Below are 17554 nucleotides of genomic sequence, written 5' to 3'. Positions count from 1 at the left end.
CTTGTCACAACAAGCGGCTCTTCTTTTTTGCACAATGCGCTAACGGCGCATCGGCATGATCTGATCCATCGGCGGCATGTTCGCATTCAGATGCGCCATGATCCAGACGGTGCCACCGACCACCAGGAAGACCACCAGCAATCCGAAGGCCAGCGCCAGTACGTTGTTGGTGTTGTCGGGGCCAGTGGTGATGTGCAGGAAGAACACGAGGTGCACGCCCATCTGCGCGATCGCCAGCACGATCAGCGCAACGGGAATGGAAGGCTGCCAGACCAGATCGGTGCCGGCGATGAAGAACGACGTCGCCGTCAGCAGCAGCGCAAGCACAAGGCCGACCACGTAACCAAGGATGCGTGCGCCGACACTGTGTTGCTCTTCCTCGCCCGGCGCGAGGTCGCGTTCGGTCCGCACATGCGCCTGATCGCTCATACGCCACTCCCAAGCAAGTAGACCACGGAGAACACCCCGACCCAGACGATGTCGAGCGCATGCCAGAACAGCGCAAAGCACATCATCCGGCGCAGGACGTCTGCGCGAAAGCCCTTGGCGAAGACCTGGGCCATCATGGTCAGCAGCCACAGTACGCCGGCCGAGACGTGCAGACCGTGGCATCCCACCAGCGAGAAGAACGCTGTGAGGAAGGCGCTTCGCGACGGCCCATAACCGCGGGAGACGAGATCGGCGAATTCGCGGAACTCAATGGCGAGGAACACCGCTCCGAGCCCGCAAGTCACGGCCATGCCGAGGTAGAACCAGAACCGGTTGCGCACATCGGCCGCGATACTGGCCATGCCGCACGTAAAACTCGACAGCAGCAGGCAGACAGTCTCGATCGCCACATTCCGCTGGTCGAATATCTCCGAACCTTTCGGGCCGCCGGCGGTCTGGCCGACCAGCACTGCATAGGCCGCAAAGAAGCAGGAGAACATCACGATGTCGGAGAGCAGGAAGACCCAGAAGCCATAGGCGGTCACGATGCGCTTCGGCGCCGGCCCGGGATGCTCGATGACGAGCCCGATGTGATGGGGATCGGCGTGCGCACGGCCGGCCGTCGCGGTCATTGACATCAGACTGTCCCCGCCATGCTGACAAGGCTGCGCCGCTCCTCGAGATTGACGCGGTCTATCGCGGCGACTTCGTCGGCCGGAATGACGTATTCGTCATGGTCGCGCCAGGCGAACACGACGAAGGTCGCGAACGCCCCGATGCCGCCCAAAATCACCATCCACCAGATGTGCCAGATCAGTGCAAAGCCCATGATGGTGGCAAAGAACGCGCAGACGAAGCCGGTCGGGGAATTCCGGGGCATCTCGATGTCATGATACTCGGGCACTTCATGCTCGAGCGATTGCTGCTGGGCGCGGCTCTTAATGTCCCAGTAGGCATCCTCGCCGCGCACATCGGGATTGAAAGCGAAGTTGAAAACCGGTGGCGGCGACGAGGTCGCCCATTCCAGCGAGCGGCCGTCCCAGGGATCGCCGGTGCGATCGCGCAAGGCATCGCGGTTGCGGATGCTGACCACGATCTGCACGATCTGGCAGATCACCCCGATCGTCAGCACGGCCATGCCGGCGGCCGCCACGAACATCCACGGCCGCCATGCCGCGACATCATAGTGCTGCATCCGCCGCGTCATGCCGAGCATGCCGGCGACATAGAGCGGCACGAAGGTGACGTAGAAGCCGAGGAACGTGAACCAGAACGCCAGCTTGCCCCAGCGGTCGTCAAGGCGGAAGCCGAACGCCTTTGGAAACCAGTATTCGAAGCCGGCGAAGGCACCGAACAGCACGCCGCCGATGATGACGTTGTGGAAGTGCGCAACCAGGAACATGCTGTTGTGGAGCATGAAATCGGCCGGCGGCACCGCGACCAGCACGCCGGTCAGTCCGCCGATGATGAAGGTGACCATGAAGCCTATCGACCACAGCATTGGCGTCTCGAAGCGGATGCGGCCGCCATACATCGTGAACAGCCAATTGTAGATCTTCACCCCGGTCGGTATCGCGATGATCATGCTGGCGATGCCGAAGATGGCGTTGACGTCGGGGCCGGCGCCCATCGTGAAAAAGTGATGCAGCCAGACCATGAAGGAGATGACGCAGATCGCCATGGTCGCCAGCACCATCGAGCGATAGCCGAACAGCGCTTTGCCCGAAAAAGTCGAGACCACCTCGGAGAAGATGCCGAACGCCGGGAGCACCAGGATGTAGACCTCCGGATGACCCCAGGCCCAGATCAGGTTCATGAACATCATGACGTTGCCGCCGGCTTCGTTGGTGAAGAAGTGGAAGCCGAGATAGCGGTCGAGCAGCAGCATCGCCAGCGTCGCGGTGAGGATCGGGAATGCCGCGACGATGAGGAGGTTCGAGGCCAGCGTGGTCCAGCAGAACATCGGCATGCGCAGATAGTTCATGCCCTTGGTGCGCAGCTTCAGCACCGTTGTCACGAGGTTGATACCGGCCACCAGCGTGCCGACGCCGGAGATCTGCAGCGACCAGGCGTAGTAATCGACGCCGACGCCGGGCGAGTAGGACAATTCCGACAGCGGCGGAAAGGCGAGCCAGCCGGTGCGGGCGAATTCGCCGATCACGAGCGAGAGGTTGACCAGCAGCGCACCGGTCGCGGTCAGCCAGAAGCCGACCGAATTGAGCGTCGGGAAAGCGACGTCGCGCACGCCAAGCTGCAGCGGCACGATCAGGTTCATCAGCCCGATCACGAACGGCATCGCCACGAAGAAGATCATGATGGTGCCGTGCGCGGAGAATATCTGGTTGTAATGCTCCGGCGGCAGATAACCCTGCGACTGATAGGCGACCGCCTGCTGGATCCGCATCATGATGGCGTCGCTGCCGCCACGCAGCAGCATCACCGAGGCCAGCAGGATGTACATGACGCCGATGCGCTTGTGGTCGACGCTGGTGATCCACTCGTGCCAGAGATATGGCAGATGCCCCTTCACCACGACCCAGATCAGCACCGCGAGAATCCCGAACAGCACGACTGCGCCCGCAATCAGCGGAATGGGTTGGTCGAACGGAATCGCCGACCAGTCGAGCTTACCGAGCATCATGGCCTCCACTGTGCGGACGGCCGGCATCGGAGATCAGCTCTGGCCCCGGTCCTGGCGGAATGTGCTGGCTCGCGATCAGGTCGAACAGCCTGGGATCGTCGAGCCGGTAGGTCGGCCTGCCCTTTTCGATGCCCTGCTGCATCAGCTTCTTGTAGCTTTCCTCATTGAGGACAGCATCGCTCGTCGCCGTCGCCGCCACCCAGTCCGGAAAGACGAGCGGCGAGATCACGTTGACGTCGAACATCATGTCCGGAAAACCGTCGCCGGAGAAATGCGCCGACAGGCCCTGCAGCTTGCCTTCGCTGTCGGCGCGCAGGTTCAGCTTCGTCACCATGCCGTTCATGGTGTAGATCATGCTGCCGAGTTGCGGGATGAAGAACGTGTTCATCACGCTCGACGACGTCAGCTGAAAGTTCAGCTCGGCGCCGGCCGGCACCGTCAGCGTGTTGACGGTGGCGATGCGCTGGTCGGGATAAATGAACAGCCATTTCCAGTCGAGCGAGACGGCCTGAATGCGGACCGGGCTGCCAGTGCCGGGCACGGGTGCTGCGGGATCGAGCTGGTGCGAGCCGATCCAGGCGACGCCGCCGAGCAGGATCACGGTGAGCGCGGGGATCGCCCACACCACCATCTCGACGCGCCCGGAATAGACGAAGTCCGGCTGAAAGTGCGCCCTCGGATTGGAGGCGCGAAACCAGAACGCAAAGCCGAGGATCGCGATGATGGTCGGCACCACGATCGCGAGCATGATGAATACGGAATCGACCAGGATCGTGCTGTTGGCCGCAGCCACAGGCCCTTGTGGATCGAGCAGATTCATCGGCAAGCCACTGGCGGTTGGGAAGCCCCGGGACAGAGCCTAGCGCGGGAAAGGCTCCGGCAGCAAACGCAGTCGCGGGAAAACGGTTCCTCAGCCGCAAGGACCAGCCCTGCGCAATGCGCCGGCCGCGACATGCAATTCCATGCGATGTCAATGACATGAATGCAGGAGGAGCGCCCTTCTCTCCGGCGGGGACGATTGCTAATCTGCACGAAAATAATTGGGAAGACCGACATGCGGGGCCCCGAGGACGATGCCGGTTTCGGCGGCAAGGTAGCGATGGTCAGCGGAGGCGGCGCTGCGGGCGACGGTATCGGCAATGGCCGTGCTGCCGCAATCCTGCTGGCACGCGCGGGCGCCAAGGTGCTGGTGGCGGACCGCAACCTCAAGCTCGCCGAGCGCACCGTGGAGATGATCTCAGCCGAGGGCGGCACTGCCGCAGCCCATGGCGGCGATGTCACCAGCGAGGGCGATTGCAAGGCACTGGTCGAAGCGGCGCTCGATCGCTGGGGCCGGCTCGATTTTCTCGACAACAATGTCGGCATCGGCAGCCGGGGCAGCGTGGTCGACGAGACGCCCGAGCAATATCGCCGCGTCATGCAGGTCAATGTCGAGAGCATGTTCCTGCTCTCGAAGCATGCGATCCCCGCCATGATCAAGACCGCCAAAGGCGGCGCGATCGTCAACATCTCCTCGATCTCGGCGCTGCGGCCGCGCGGGCTCACGACCTACACGACATCAAAGGCCGCGATCATCGGGCTGACCCGCGCGATGGCGGTCGATCACGGCCGCGACAACATCCGCGTCAACTGCATTTGCCCGGGACCGATGTACACGCCGATGGTCTATGCCCGCGGCATGAGCGAGCAGGCGCGCGCGCAGCGCGCCATGGCCTCACTGCTGAAGACCGAAGGCACCGGCTGGGACGTCGGCCATACCGTCAAGTTCCTGCTCAGCAATTTCGCGCGCTACATCACCGGCCAGGTGCTGGTGGTCGACGGCGGCGTGACGCTCCAAGCCCCCGAACGTGAATCACAAGAGCACTGAAAGGAACACCAGGGATGGCCCGCCTGCCCTATCTCGAAGCTGACCAGGTCGCGCCTGAATATCGCGACATGCTCAAGCGCAACACCAATCTGCACAAGCTGTTGGTCAGCTCGCCGGAGATGGCGCGCGCCTTCAACGGCATCGGCGGCTACATCCGCTTCAAGAGCAAGCTCGACCCGCGCCTGCGGGAGCTTGCGATCCTCCAGGTCGGCTGGATGGAGAAGTCGGAATACGAATTCACCCATCACGTGAAGATCGGTAAGGAATTCGGCGTCACCGACGAGGACATCACCGGCCTGATGGCCGAGACCAACGGAAAGCCCTCGAAGCTCGAGCCGCTCGCCAAGGCGATCCTGAAGGGCGCCCGCGAGATGGTACGCGAGCTCGCGATGTCGGATGCGACCTTTGCCGAGATCAAGCGGCATCTCTCGGACGAACACATGGTCGACCTCGTGCTGACCATCGCTTTCTATTGCGGCGTCGTGCGCGTGCTCGCCACCATGAAGATCGACAACGAGCCTTATTACAAAGAGGTACTCCAGCAGTACCCGATTCCCGGAGTGAACTGACATGCGCTTGAAGGACAAGATTGCGATCGTGGTCGGGGCGGGGCAAAGCCCCGGCGAGGGAATGGGCAACGGCCGCGCCACCGCGCTCATCTTCGCACGTGAGGGTGCGAAAGTGCTTTGCGTCGATCATCATCTGGAATCGGCGCAGGAAACCGCCGCCATGATCGCCGCGAAGCAAGGCATCGCTGCAGCCTTCAAGGCTGACGTGACGAAATCCGCCGACATCAAGGCGATGGTCGCGGACGCGCATTCGCGCTGGGGCCGCATCGACGTGCTGCACAACAATGTCGGTGTCAGCCTGTCCGGCGGCGATGCCGAGTTGCTGCAAATCACCGAGGAGGCATTCGACCGCGTTGTCGCCATCAATCTGAAGAGCTGCATTCTGGCAGCGAAGGAAGTCTTCCCGATCATGCGCGCGCAGAACAGCGGCGTGATCATCAACATCTCCTCGATGGCGGCGATCACGACCTATCCGTACGTCGCCTACAAGGCGACGAAGTCGGCAATGATCGCCTTCACCGAACAGCTCGCCTACCAGAACGCCGAATACGGCATCCGCGCCAACGTCATCCTGCCCGGCCTGATGAACACGCCGATGGCCGTCGACACCCGCGCCCGCGAATGGCACAAGACCCGCGCCGAAGTCGAAGCCGAGCGCGACAGCAAGGTGCCGCTCCGCCGGAAGATGGGCACGGGATGGGACGTCGCCAATGCCGCGCTGTTCTTGGCATCAGACGAGGCGAACTTCATTACGGGCGTGACGCTGCCGGTGGATGGCGGCGCGAGTGTGCGCAGGGGGTAGACATCCCAAGCACGCTGCTGTCCCTTCTTCCCTTGTGGGGGAGGGTACACCTTCATCGCGGCGTGCTTGTCACCCGCCAGATCGTGCCATTGCCGTCCTCCGACACCAGCAGCGATCCATCCTTCGCCACGGCGACACCGACGGGCCGCCCCCACACGTCGGTGTCATTCACCACGAACCCCGTGACGAAATCCTCGTACTCGCCCGTCGGCTTGCCGTCCTTCATCCGGATGCGGATCACCTTGTAGCCGGTGCGCTTCGACCGGTTCCAGGAGCCGTGCTCGGCGGCGAAGGCATCGCCTTGGTACTCGGATGGAAACTGCGTGCCCTGATAGAAGGTCATGCCGAGCGACGCCGAGTGCGGCTGCACCAGCACATCAGGCAGGGTAACCTTGTCCTTGAGGTCCGGCCGCGCGCCGGCGTGGCGTGGGTCTCCATTGCCGCCGACATAGAACCACGGCCAGCCATAGAAGGCGCCTTCCTTCACGCTGGTGACGTAGTCAGGAACGAGGTCGTCGCCGAGCCCGTCGCGCTCGTTGGTCGAGCACCAGGGCAGCCCGGTCTGCGGCTGGACCGCCAGGCCGACGCAGTTGCGGATGCCGGTGGCGTAGATCTTCCGCTCCTTACCATCGGGATTGAAGGCGAGCACGGTGGCGCGGTCGGTCTCGCTCGCCCACGCGGCGCCGAGCGGCTGCGTTTTCGACCACGCTTCCAATCCGCGCGGCGGCGTACCCATGCCTTCGGCGACGTTGCTGAGAGAGCCGACCGAGACCAGCATGCGCTTGTTGTCAGGCGTGAAGACGATGTCGCGGGTGGAATGGCCGCCGTCATGCGGCAGGCTCGCCACGATCGTCTCCGCCTTGCCGCGCGCCTTGAGGTCACCGGCTTGATAGGGAATGCGAACGACGCTGTCAGTGTTGGCGACATAGACCCATTGCGGATTGTCGCCGCCCGGGAAAAAGGCGATGCCGAACGGCTGCCGCAGTCCGCTCGCGAACACCTCGTTGGTCGCGACCTTGCCGCCCTCACCGGCGCGCAACACGCGGATGTTGCCGGCGCGCGTCTCCGCGACGAAGACGTCGCCGTTCGGCGCAACCCTGATGATGCGCGGGGCGCGCAGGCCCCCGGCGAACAGCTCGATCTTGAATCCGGCCGGCACCTGAAGCGCAGCCTCCGGCGGCCGGGGCACCACGCGCGAGAAGCTCGCAACCGACGGCGTGGCCCGGGGCTTTGCAAGGTCCTGCGGCCGGATCAACCTGACCGTGCCGGGCTTGTCGGCCTGCCAATCGCCGTAGGCGTCCCTGCCCTGCAGCACCGGCTCGGCCTGTGCGGAGGTCGCGATCGCGACCAGCCACCCCGCGGATATCGCCACCAACGAAATCCTGTTCTTCACGTCGTTTCCTCCCGGCCTTCACGTGTGGGGCGTCAACGCCGATCGACCCGCAAACGTTCTGCGACAGGTCAAACGCCTGCCGAATTCCACGTCAGCTCATGCCCGCACGATGTGCATCAGCAGCAATCCATCGTACTGGAAAATGCCGCTGATCGGTGCGACACATTGTAAGGGCGGGGCCGCCGGTTGCGGTCATCAAAGCTGCGGCATTGGTGCCGCAATTGATGGGGTGATCATGTGGGGATCCATCATATCGGAATGGGCGAACCTGCTGCTCCGCGGGCTGCACGTGGTGGCGGCGATCGCGTGGATCGGCAGTTCCTTCTATTTCATCGCCCTCGACCTCAGCCTCAAGCCCAACAGCGATCTGCCGGACGGCGTGCAGGGCGAGGCCTGGCAGGTCCATGGCGGCGGCTTCTACCGGATCATGAAATATCTGGTTGCACCCGCCCGGATGCCGGACGAGCTGACCTGGTTCAAATGGGAGGCCTACACCACCTGGCTGTCCGGCTTCGCGCTGATGGTGGTGGTGTATTATCTCGAAGCCGATCTGTTCCTGGTCGACAAGTCGATCCTCGACCTCACGCCATTCCAGGCCGGGCTGTTCAGCTTTTGCAGCCTCGCGCTGGCATGGCTGCTGTATGAAGCCGCCTGCCGCACCGGGCTTGCGCAGCGCGAGCTCCCGTTCGCCATCGGCGGCTATCTGTTCCTGGTCGCGTTGACCTATGCCTTCACCCACGTGCTGAGCGGCCGCGGCGCCTTCAACCAGATCGGCGCGATCATCGGCACCATCATGGTCGCCAACGTCTTCGCGTTGATCATCCCGAACCAGAAGAAGATCGTGGCCGCCCTGATCGCGGGGCAAGCACCCGATCCGAAACTCGGCAAGACCAGCAAGGAGCGCTCGGTCCACAACAATTATCTGACGCTGCCTGTCGTCGTGCTGATGATCAGCAACCACTATCCCCTGCTCTACGCCACGCGCTTCAACTGGATCATCGTCGCGATCATCCTGGCGCTCGGCCCGGTGATCCGCCACTTCTTCAACGAGGGTCATGCCGGTCGCAAATCGCCATGGTGGGTGTGGGGCGTCGCAGCGGTCGGCGTGATCGCGATCCTCTTCCTCTCCGCGGCCGGGCCGCGCGAGGCCAGGACAAGCGCGCTGCAGGTGCAACCGACGCTCGCCAATGTCGAGGAGATCGTGATGTCCCGCTGCAGCATGTGCCACGCGACCAAGCCTGTCTGGGACGGCATCGCGACCGCGCCGAAAGGCATATTGCTCGATGCGCCCGAGCATATCCATCGCAACATCCGCCTGATCGGTCGCGTCGCGGCCTGGTCCAATGCGATGCCGCCGGGTAACATCACCGAAATGACCAGCGAGGAGCGCGCCATCCTCTCCGCCTATATCGAGCAGGCTCGCTGACGCCATCGCGCGTCGAGAGAGCATTTCGCGGAATGAAATTTCCGCCTTTGCCGCCGATTTGAAAATGACTTGACCGCCTATCCGGCGTAGACAGGACCAGTGGCCGCCGCCGCGGTCTGAAGTCAGTTTGCATTCGGGGAAGAACAGTGGCCCTCAAGAACGTCATCGGTATCGACCACGCCGTGGTCATGGTTCAGGACCTCGACAAGGCCGCCGAGAATTACAAGCAGCTCGGCTTCACCCTCTCGCCGCGCGGCACCCACAGTGCGCATATGGGAACCGGCAACTACACCATCATGTTCGACCCGGACTATATGGAGCTGCTCGGCGTGCTCGCCGCGACCGAGCACAACGCGCCCGCGCGCGCCTTCCTCGACAAGCGGGGTGAGGGCATCGAGCGCATCGCCTTCACCGCGGTCGATTCCGCCGCCGGCGCGGAGGAGATCCGCGCACGCGGCCTGGAGCCGATCGGCCCGACCGATTTCGAACGGCCCGTGACGCTGCCTGATGGCACGGTCTCGGCGGCGAAATTCCGCACCTTCATGTGGCCGACCGCGGAGGCGCCCGGCGGCGTGCGCATCTTCGCCTGCCAGCACAAGACCCACGACACGGTGTGGATCCCCGAGTTGATGAAGCACGCCAATGCAGCGAAGCGGATCAAGCAGACGCTGATCGCGACGCCCGAGCCCGCGAAGGAAGCCGCGCATTTGGGACGGCTGATCGACCGCGCGCCGAAGACCGGGGACGACGGTGCAGTGACCGTGCCCTCCGGCGGCGACCGTGCCGATTTCGTCTATCTGACGCTGGACCAACTCGGCAAGCGCTATCCCGGTGTGCCGCTCGCGGGACTTTCCGGACGCGGCGGCGCGGCCCTGGTGCTCGTGAGCGGCGATCTCGCGGCCACCGAGAAGGCGCTCGGTTCGGCAGCTGTGCGCAGCGGACCTGCGATCTGCGTACCGCCGGCCAAGGCCAACGGCACCCTGCTCGCATTCGTTGCCGGCTGATTTCAACGGCACGCTAGCCGACTGCGTCCGCGAGCTCATGGGCAAGCCCATCAACGGCATCTCGCAAGGGCATCTCGCTCTACGACATCATGACGAGACCGCAAACAGCGTTCGACCAGACGGTGCTGTCGCCCGGCGATGCCGCCGAGATCGCGATGCGCCAAGACTTTCCCAAAGACTAGTTTCAAGGATCAGTTCGAGGCGCGCCTGCCGCCGGACTTCCCCCGCTGCTTGGACGCCGACTCCGCCGGCGCATCCAGGAAGACCACCGGTGTGCCACGCTTGACGTGGTCACCGAGCGCGCGCACGTCCCAATTGGTCAGCCTGACGCAGCCGTGCGACGCCGACTTGCTGACCTTGTCGGGCTCCGCCGTGCCGTGGATGCCGTAACCCTGCGCCGACAAGCCGATCCAATATGCCCCCACCGGATTGTTCGGGCCCGGTTGGACATCGAACGGCTGTTTCGATTTGACGCTGCTGAACTTGTAGTCAGGATTATAGTGATAGGTCGGCTTCTCGTCGGTGCTGGTGACCTTGAGCGTACCCTTCGGCGTCGGACGGTCTGGACTGCCGATTGTCGCGGGATAGAATGCGAGCAGGCGGCCGGCCCCGTCGAACGCCCTCAGCGTCCCGTTGCTCTTGTCGATCTCGATCCGCGCAACGGGTGGCAGCTCTCTTCGTGCAGGGACATTTGCGACAGTGATCGTCTCGCCGGCCTTGTCGAACGACTTGCCGGAATTGAGCGTCCGAAGCAGGTCGCCGCTCATGTGGAATTTTTCGGCGAGCCCCTCGAGCGGACTGGTGTAGCTCAGCGCCTTCAGCGCCTTCATGTCCTCGAGCTTGCCTGGCAGCTCTTTCAGGAACGGCCCCTTCACATCGGCGTCGGTGATCTTGTAGTCGACAACCATACCATCGGACCTTCGCTCGCCGCGCTCAGCCTGTCCCAAAGCTCCGGCGCGATCGTCTTGTCGGATGCGATACCGCTCTGCTCGGAAAATGCCTTCAACGCCTTCTGCGCGTTCTCGCCGAACTTGCCGTCGATTTCGCCGGGCGAGAACTGCGCACGGTCCAGCATGATTTGAAGCTTCACAACGGACGCGTTGATCTTGTCGGTAGCCGGCTGTTTCGCAGGACGCACAGCATCGTTCACCGCCGCTGCATCGAGATGCCCTGCAAGCGCCGGACAGATCACCGACAGCGAAATCGCCGCGCCAATAATCCACCGCATCATGTCGCTCGTCCCAATATGTCCCGCAAAACGGCGGAGAGTTTCCCGGCGGGAACACCGTAGTAGCACCGGCGGAACCGAAGAGACCGCAGCTTTGCCGCAATCACACGGTTAAGAACTCCCTGTCGTCTAAGAACTCCTTATCGCCTTATCGTCGGCGCGCCGCCGGCCGTTCACCCACAGTTCGAGGTTGTCCACGCAATGCGATTTGTCGTCGCGGCTTGCGCCGCGTTTATGATTCTGATGTGTGACCTCGATCCGTCGGCGTCCCGCCAGACGTCGGCTTTCGAACACGCTGTTCTTGAAAACACGCAAGCCTCGCCACTCGTTCCGGTGGTCGAACTGTTCCTCGCAAGCGTGCAAGCTCTCGAGTTCGCCAATGCACGCGCGGCCCATGAGGAGACACCCGAGCCGCTTGCGAACGAGCCTGTCACGCAGGCGCCGGTTTCGCGGACGGAACGATTCTGCCACGCGCTTCGTGGAGCAGCCGAGGCCAGCGGCATTCCGGTGCCGTTCTTCGCCCGCCTGATCTGGCAGGAGAGCCGCTTCAGGTCCGACGAGGTCAGCCAGGCCGGCGCACAGGGCGTCGCACAGTTCATGCCGGAGACGGCCGCGGAGGTCGGGTTAGATGATCCCTTCGATCCGATGAAGGCGCTGCCGGCATCCGCAAAATTCCTGCGCAAGCTGCGCGACGATTTCGGCAATCTCGGCCTGGCCGCGGCCGCCTACAACGCGGGTCCCGGCCGGATCCAGAAATGGCTCGCCAAGGAGAGCGAGCTGCCGCGCGAGACGCGCGACTATGTCCGCATCATCACGGGCACCAAGGCCGAAGACTGGACCGAACGGACGGAGGCCCTCGCGATCCGGATCGACCTGCCACGCGAAGCTCCCTGCGAGGGCATCGGCAGCCTGTCCAAGACGAAAGACGTCGCCTGGGTTCCGGTCAACCTGACGCCCTCGGCCGCCACCATCATTCGCAAGGCCGAGGAACTGGCCGCCCGGTTGAATACCAGCCGTGCACGCAAGCGGATCGCAACCCTGCTCCGGAAGAACGCCTCGACTCACGCCAAGAGGCGCAGCATGATTGAAGCGCGCGCGGCCGGAAAGAGCGCGAAAACCCGAGCCATCCGTCTCGCCGCCCGCGAACGATCTGCCGGCTGATGCACAAGTCCGCAAGCCGCTCGATGGAGCGGCTTCCGTTGGTTCGCCTGCAGGGAATCAGCCATGCCGTCGACCAGTGCCGGGATCCTCGCATATCGAAAGCGGCGGGAAGTCGAGGTTCTCCTTGTTCATCCCGGAGGGCCGTTCTGGCGCAACAAGGACTTCGGTGCATGGTCCATCCCGAAGGGTGAGCATACGGACAGGGAAGATCCGGAAGCTGCAGCGCGGCGGGAGTTTGCCGAAGAGCTCGGCTTCGCATTGTCCATGCCGCTGACCTCGCTTGGGCAGGTCAAGCAGCGCGGCGGCAAGGTCGTCACCGCGTTCGCTGCCGAATTCGACATCGACGTGCGCAGCATTCGCAGCAACATGTTCGAGATGGAATGGCCGCCACGTAGCGGCAAACGACAGACCTTCCCCGAGGTCGACCGTGCCGAATGGTTCACGCTCGAAGCAGCGCACAAGAAGATCAACGCGGGACAGCGGCCGCTGCTCGAGCGGTTAGCTCAGATGGCCGGCATCGGAGTAGGGATCGGCCACTCCGGCATTTCGCGCTAACTGCGCACCCGACGGTCGGCACGTCAGGCAGCGACGGCAGCCGCTCGGCTGATGACACCGCGAGCGCGCGCAGCCTGCCGGCCTTCACCAACGGCAGGCGATCATGCCGTTGACGCCGGCGCGGCGGCACGTCAGGGCAGCATCGAAACAAAAACCGCGAAAACAACCCCATGCACAGTAGCCGGCCGCTGTCAGAACAAGGGCTTACACGGATAAGGATTTGCGCGAACGAGAATTGCGCACTTCGCAATGCCGTTTGACTCGTCGGGCAAAACACCGGCAGAATGGCATCATCGCAACAATCGCCAGCGTCTACGCCGCCCGACCACGGGCGCCGCGCGGCGATTGTGCGTAAGCCCTTCATCGACATCTCGAAAATCCCACAAACGCGCAGCGAGCGATCGATTTCGCGCGCAATGAGCCCGCGCGGGCAAAGGAAACAGCACATGACGACACCTGCGAAACGCCACGGCACGCTGCCGGTTGCGGCAAACGATCTCAGCGGCCCTGCCGCCAACCCGCGGATCAAACTCTACAAGCGGCGGATTGTGATCCACCATACCGACCCGCAAGCCGGCGAACGTCTGCTCGCCGAGGCGCTCGGCGCCGCCGACCGCGACGCGCTACATGGTCTGCTAAGGCAATTGGTGAAGTCCAGCGCGATCGGACGAGAGCCCGATGAAGCCAATCTCGCCTTCATGATCTCGATGGTGAAGAGCATCGCACCGAAGGATTCGATCGAAGCCATGCTCGCGGTGCAGATGGTGTCCGTTCACACGGCGGCGATGCGCTCCGCCTGCCGCCTCGCCTGCAGCGGCGACGTCCAGCAGCAGGAAAGCATCACGCGCGCATTGACCCGGCTGACCCGCACCTTCGCAAGCCAGATCGAGGCACTCAGCCGCCACCGCAACAACGGCGAGCGCGCGATCACGGTCCGGAATTTGTCGGTGCAGGACGGCGGCAGGGCGATCGTGGGCAACGTTACCCAACACGCGAGCATGATCGTGGCGGAGCCGAACGCTGCGACAGATGCAGGACCGGTCCCGCCGGGCGAGGCCGAATCCGGACAAGGCGCCAGTGCATGAGCTGCAATCACATCCGCAACACGAGCGCGATGATGACGAGCCCGCGTTGCGGCGCCGCGACGCGCAGCGGCACCGCCTGCCGCGCGCCGGCAGTGCAAGGCAAAGGCCGCTGCCGCATGCACGGCGGCGCACGGAGATCAGGCGCGCCGAGGGGAAATCAGAATGCGTGGAGGCATGGCGCATTCACGCAGGACGGGATTGCGGAACGACGGGCGATCCGGGCGTTGCTGGGCGAAACGCAGAAGCTGCTGGTCGAGATGAAGTCGGTGCTTGACTAAGGGATCAGTCGGCTGAGGCCAAATCTCCGGCATCTACGATCTATTAATGAACCGTGTCGAGCCAAATGGTCCATTTATAGCTCATCATATTGACGCCAGGGCTGAATTGGTCTATAAACGGATCGCTTAGCCCTACACGGTCTATTAATGGATCATCGATGCCCAAAAAAGCGAGACCCTACTCCCGTTACGCCAAAGATGCGGCCGAGTTGCTGGGCCAGCTCATTCACAAGGCTCGTATCGACCGGAAGATGACGGCCGAAGAACTTGCCAGCAGGGCAGGCCTCTCGCGTGGGCTGTTGCGGCGCATCGAGAACGGCGACCTCGGCTGCACACTTGGCGCGGCCTTCGAAGCAGCAGCCATCGCCGGCGTGCCGCTGTTCAACGCCGACGAACGCACGCTGGCGAGCACCCTCTCCTTCAATTCCGCCGTGATGGCGCTTCTGCCGAAATCCGTCCGTACTTCGCACGAGACGCCCGATGACAACTTCTGAAAAGCCTACCGAGGCCTTCGTATGGATCTGGCTGCCAGACGCCACCGCCCCGGTCGTGGCGGGTCGACTGTTTGCAGAGAGCACACAGCTGCTCTTCCACTACGGACGAAGCTACCTCGCTCGAAACAACGCGATCGCGCTCTATGACCCGGAGCTTCCACTGCGGAGCGGCGTGCTGCCGCTGACACCCGGCTTGATGATGCCAAATTGCATTCGCGACGCCGCTCCGGACGCATGGGGCCGACGCGTCATTTTCAACCGGACATTCGGGAAGAGCGGCAAGGACGTCGATACCGGAGATATCGACGAGCTGACCTATCTGCTGGAGTCCGGCTCGGACCGCATCGGCGCACTGGATTTCCAGCTATCGGCCGAGAGCTATATACCGCGAGAGGCTTCGACGGCATCGCTTGCAGAACTTCAGGCCGCGACCGCGCTCGTCGAACAAGGAGTCCCGCTGACACCGGAGCTTGATCGAGCCCTTCTGCATGGAAGCTCGATCGGCGGCGCCCGTCCAAAAACGACAATCACCGCGAATACCGGAAAATATATCGCCAAATTCTCATCGCAGAATGATCTCCACAACGTCGTGAAAGCGGAGTTCGTGGCCATGCGGCTTGCCGCAAAGGCCGGCCTTGCTGCGGCCCCCGTCAGGCTCGACCGCGCTGCCGGAAAGGACGTTCTGCTGATCGAACGTTTCGACCGGCTGAAGTCCGGGGGCGGGTGGCAGCGCCGCGCGATGATCTCCGCGCTGACGCTGCTCGAACTCGAGGAAATGATGGCGCGTTACGCGAGCTACGAAGATCTCGCGACGATTATCCGTCACAGGTTCACCTCGCCAAAGGAGGGTCTCCGCGAGCTGTTCGGACGGATGGTGTTCAACATCCTCTGCGGCAACACGGACGATCACGCCCGGAACCACGCGGCGTTCTGGAATGGAAAAGAACTCTCGCTGACGCCCGCTTACGACATCTGCCCACAGGCCAGAACCGGCGGAGAGGCCAGCCAGGCGATGTTCATCACCGGCGAGCGACGCACGAGCCAGATCACCGTGTGCCTTCAGGCCGCACCGCTCTTCCTTCTCGGACTTGATGAGGCGACCAAGCTCATCGCGGGGCAGATCAAGGCGATCAAGAGGTTCTGGAAAGAAATATGCGACACGGCAGCGCTCTCGGAAGTCGACCGCAATTTCCTGTGGCGGCGGCAATTCCTCAACCCGTTCGCGTTCGCCGATGCTCCGGAGGCGCTGGTTGAACTCCTTGAATGAAGGCCGGCAGGCGTCGCCGCCGTTGTGACTCCCTGCCACTGGCCTCACTAAGCGTATCGCAGCACGTCCTTGGCCGGCGCACGAATTGCGGTGACCGCGGCACGAAATCGACCATCCAGCACTATCACAATAACTCCCAGCTGAACGAAGGCAGGACCGGGCCCTGCTAGATGATGCGCGGAAGCTACTTAGGGAGCTGTCGTGAGTTGCCGAATAGACCTTGAAGGCGAGCCAGCGTAGATCGCAATCGTTGTTGACGAACGCGGTTGCGGGGACCCGCAACGGACGCCACCCAAGACTCCCACCGCTTGTAATTTCGTTGGACCTGTAATGGCTTAGGCTGTTGCGGCATAACTCACTGCCGTAGTGCTCTGCCTCGGTATCGAAGTGCGTCGACCAGCAGGGTGAATGCCGGCGACGGCTGCCGTCGGCTCGGATAGTACAGGTGATACCCGGAAAACGGAGGGCACCAGTCCGCCAACACCCGGATCAGGGTGCCGCTCGAAAGGTAGGGTTCAACCTGACTTTCGGTCAGATAGGCCAAGCCGAGACCCTGCAACGCGGCCTGCAGCAGGGCGCCTGAACTGTTGAAGACCAGTTGCCCGTCCACGCGCACGTTGACGTCGCGTCCGTTCCGCTCGAACTCCCACGCGTAAAGGCTCCCACCGTGCGTCGGGAGGTGAAGATTGACGCAGTTGTGCTGCGTCAGATCCTGAGGCGTGCGCGGTTTTTTCCGCGACGTGAAGTAGGATGGCGAGCCTACGACGGCCATCCGCAGGTCCGGACCAACTCGGACCGCGATCATGTCCTTCGCAACTAGTTCGCCCGGCCGGATTCCCGCGTCGTACTGCGCCTCCACGATGTTGGTGAGGCCAACGTCGATCATGACTTCGACCTTGATGTCTGGATAGGGCGCGATCTTGGCCATGGCCGGCATGATGATGGCTTGCGCCGCGTACTCAGTCGAGGTGAGCCGGATCGTTCCCGCCGGCGTCTCCCGCAGCTCGCCAAGGGCTCCCAGTTCGACATCGATCTCGTCGAACTTGGGTCCGATCTTTTGAAGCAGCCGCTCGCCCGCTTGGGTCGGCGTGACGCTACGGGTCGTGCGGTTCAGAAGCCTCACACCCAACCGCTCCTCCAGAGCCTGGACGATCTGGCTCAGGGTCGGCTGGCTGATCGCGAGCCGCGCCGCCGCACGGGTAAAACTGCGTTCTCTCGCTACCGCCAAGAAGGCAAGTAGGTCGCTCGCGTCGGCACGTTCCATTTATAGGTCACTCCAATCAATCCAATTGGGTTTTATCGCCTTATCCACATGACCCCAAGAGCCTATTTTGAGGCTCACAGATGGCAGCCGA

At 63.1% G+C, this 17554-nt stretch carries 17 protein-coding genes and 1 pseudogene; 11 read left to right on the top strand and 7 right to left on the bottom strand.

The features are described 5' to 3' along the window. Nucleotides 1-39 precede the first annotated feature (39 nt). From cyoD to ACVWYI_RS13230, 4 genes are read right to left on the bottom strand one after another with little or no spacing between them, the layout of a single operon-like run. A complete protein-coding gene (cyoD, locus tag ACVWYI_RS13245) occupies nucleotides 40-429 on the bottom strand; it encodes a cytochrome o ubiquinol oxidase subunit IV (RefSeq protein ID WP_247348214.1) in 390 nt (129 codons plus the stop codon). Beyond that, nucleotides 426-1067: a cytochrome (ubi)quinol oxidase subunit III gene (locus ACVWYI_RS13240; protein WP_456662278.1), complete on the bottom strand. Its 642-nt coding sequence runs from the start codon at nucleotides 1065-1067 to the stop codon at nucleotides 426-428. Before ACVWYI_RS13240 ends, cyoD begins: the two co-directional genes overlap by 4 nt. Continuing rightward, nucleotides 1067-3067, bottom strand: a complete 2001-nt coding sequence (gene cyoB / locus ACVWYI_RS13235; protein ID WP_247441205.1) for a cytochrome o ubiquinol oxidase subunit I — start codon at nucleotides 3065-3067, stop codon at nucleotides 1067-1069. Before cyoB ends, ACVWYI_RS13240 begins: the two co-directional genes overlap by 1 nt. Further along, nucleotides 3057-3890 (bottom strand): cytochrome ubiquinol oxidase subunit II, encoded by an 834-nt coding sequence (locus ACVWYI_RS13230; RefSeq protein WP_456662277.1) that lies wholly within the window; start codon nucleotides 3888-3890, stop codon nucleotides 3057-3059. Before ACVWYI_RS13230 ends, cyoB begins: the two co-directional genes overlap by 11 nt. Before the next feature lie 234 nt (nucleotides 3891-4124). On the opposite strand from ACVWYI_RS13230, the gene ACVWYI_RS13225 reads away from it, so the two are divergent. From ACVWYI_RS13225 to ACVWYI_RS13215, 3 genes are read left to right on the top strand one after another with little or no spacing between them, the layout of a single operon-like run. Beyond that, on the top strand, nucleotides 4125-4937 hold the full coding sequence (locus tag ACVWYI_RS13225; RefSeq protein WP_456662276.1) for an SDR family NAD(P)-dependent oxidoreductase: 813 nt from the start codon (nucleotides 4125-4127) through the stop codon (nucleotides 4935-4937). A 14-nt stretch (nucleotides 4938-4951) separates the two neighbouring features. Next, the gene (locus tag ACVWYI_RS13220; RefSeq protein WP_456662275.1) at nucleotides 4952-5506 is read left to right on the top strand and encodes a carboxymuconolactone decarboxylase family protein; all 555 of its coding nucleotides are present in this window, start codon (nucleotides 4952-4954) and stop codon (nucleotides 5504-5506) included. A gap of 1 nt (nucleotide 5507) precedes the next feature. Beyond that, entirely contained in the window at nucleotides 5508-6308 is an 801-nt protein-coding gene (locus tag ACVWYI_RS13215) for an SDR family NAD(P)-dependent oxidoreductase (RefSeq protein ID WP_456662274.1), read from the top strand. A gap of 52 nt (nucleotides 6309-6360) precedes the next feature. Here the strand turns inward: ACVWYI_RS13215 and ACVWYI_RS13210 are convergent, their stop codons facing one another. Continuing rightward, nucleotides 6361-7701 carry a PQQ-dependent sugar dehydrogenase gene (locus ACVWYI_RS13210; protein WP_456662273.1) on the bottom strand — a complete coding sequence of 447 codons (1341 nt, stop codon included), beginning with the start codon at nucleotides 7699-7701 and terminating at the stop codon, nucleotides 6361-6363. A gap of 235 nt (nucleotides 7702-7936) precedes the next feature. Between ACVWYI_RS13210 and ACVWYI_RS13205 the strand changes: the two genes are divergently transcribed. Together ACVWYI_RS13205 and ACVWYI_RS13200 are read left to right on the top strand one after the other, a co-directional pair. Further along, a complete protein-coding gene (locus tag ACVWYI_RS13205; protein WP_456662272.1) occupies nucleotides 7937-9127 on the top strand; it encodes a urate hydroxylase PuuD in 1191 nt (396 codons plus the stop codon). A gap of 146 nt (nucleotides 9128-9273) precedes the next feature. Beyond that, the gene (locus tag ACVWYI_RS13200; RefSeq protein ID WP_456650855.1) at nucleotides 9274-10131 is read left to right on the top strand and encodes a VOC family protein; all 858 of its coding nucleotides are present in this window, start codon (nucleotides 9274-9276) and stop codon (nucleotides 10129-10131) included. A gap of 191 nt (nucleotides 10132-10322) precedes the next feature. Here ACVWYI_RS13200 and ACVWYI_RS13195 read toward each other — a convergent pair. After that, nucleotides 10323-11362 (bottom strand): annotated as a pseudogene (locus ACVWYI_RS13195) (L,D-transpeptidase family protein). A gap of 198 nt (nucleotides 11363-11560) precedes the next feature. Here ACVWYI_RS13195 and ACVWYI_RS13190 point away from each other — a divergent pair. From ACVWYI_RS13190 to ACVWYI_RS13165, 6 genes are all read left to right on the top strand, one after another. Beyond that, the gene (locus ACVWYI_RS13190) at nucleotides 11561-12520 is read left to right on the top strand and encodes a lytic transglycosylase domain-containing protein (RefSeq protein WP_456650857.1); all 960 of its coding nucleotides are present in this window, start codon (nucleotides 11561-11563) and stop codon (nucleotides 12518-12520) included. Between the two features lie 63 nt (nucleotides 12521-12583). Beyond that, nucleotides 12584-13075 (top strand): NUDIX domain-containing protein, encoded by a 492-nt coding sequence (locus ACVWYI_RS13185; RefSeq protein WP_456662271.1) that lies wholly within the window; start codon nucleotides 12584-12586, stop codon nucleotides 13073-13075. 446 nt (nucleotides 13076-13521) lie between these two features. Then, nucleotides 13522-14160: a hypothetical protein gene (locus ACVWYI_RS13180; protein ID WP_456662270.1), complete on the top strand. Its 639-nt coding sequence runs from the start codon at nucleotides 13522-13524 to the stop codon at nucleotides 14158-14160. After that, nucleotides 14157-14438 (top strand): HGGxSTG domain-containing protein, encoded by a 282-nt coding sequence (locus tag ACVWYI_RS13175; RefSeq protein WP_456662269.1) that lies wholly within the window; start codon nucleotides 14157-14159, stop codon nucleotides 14436-14438. Before ACVWYI_RS13180 ends, ACVWYI_RS13175 begins: the two co-directional genes overlap by 4 nt. A gap of 158 nt (nucleotides 14439-14596) precedes the next feature. Next, nucleotides 14597-14932 (top strand): helix-turn-helix domain-containing protein, encoded by a 336-nt coding sequence (locus ACVWYI_RS13170; RefSeq protein WP_456662268.1) that lies wholly within the window; start codon nucleotides 14597-14599, stop codon nucleotides 14930-14932. Continuing rightward, nucleotides 14919-16199: a type II toxin-antitoxin system HipA family toxin gene (locus tag ACVWYI_RS13165; RefSeq protein WP_456662267.1), complete on the top strand. Its 1281-nt coding sequence runs from the start codon at nucleotides 14919-14921 to the stop codon at nucleotides 16197-16199. Before ACVWYI_RS13170 ends, ACVWYI_RS13165 begins: the two co-directional genes overlap by 14 nt. Before the next feature lie 355 nt (nucleotides 16200-16554). Here ACVWYI_RS13165 and ACVWYI_RS13160 read toward each other — a convergent pair whose 3' ends face one another. Further along, nucleotides 16555-17463: a LysR family transcriptional regulator gene (locus tag ACVWYI_RS13160; protein ID WP_456662266.1), complete on the bottom strand. Its 909-nt coding sequence runs from the start codon at nucleotides 17461-17463 to the stop codon at nucleotides 16555-16557. Between the last annotated feature and the right edge of the window lie 91 nt (nucleotides 17464-17554).

The organism is Bradyrhizobium sp. LB13.1 (assembly GCF_054056815.1).
This window is presented reverse-complemented; position numbering and strand designations above follow the sequence as displayed.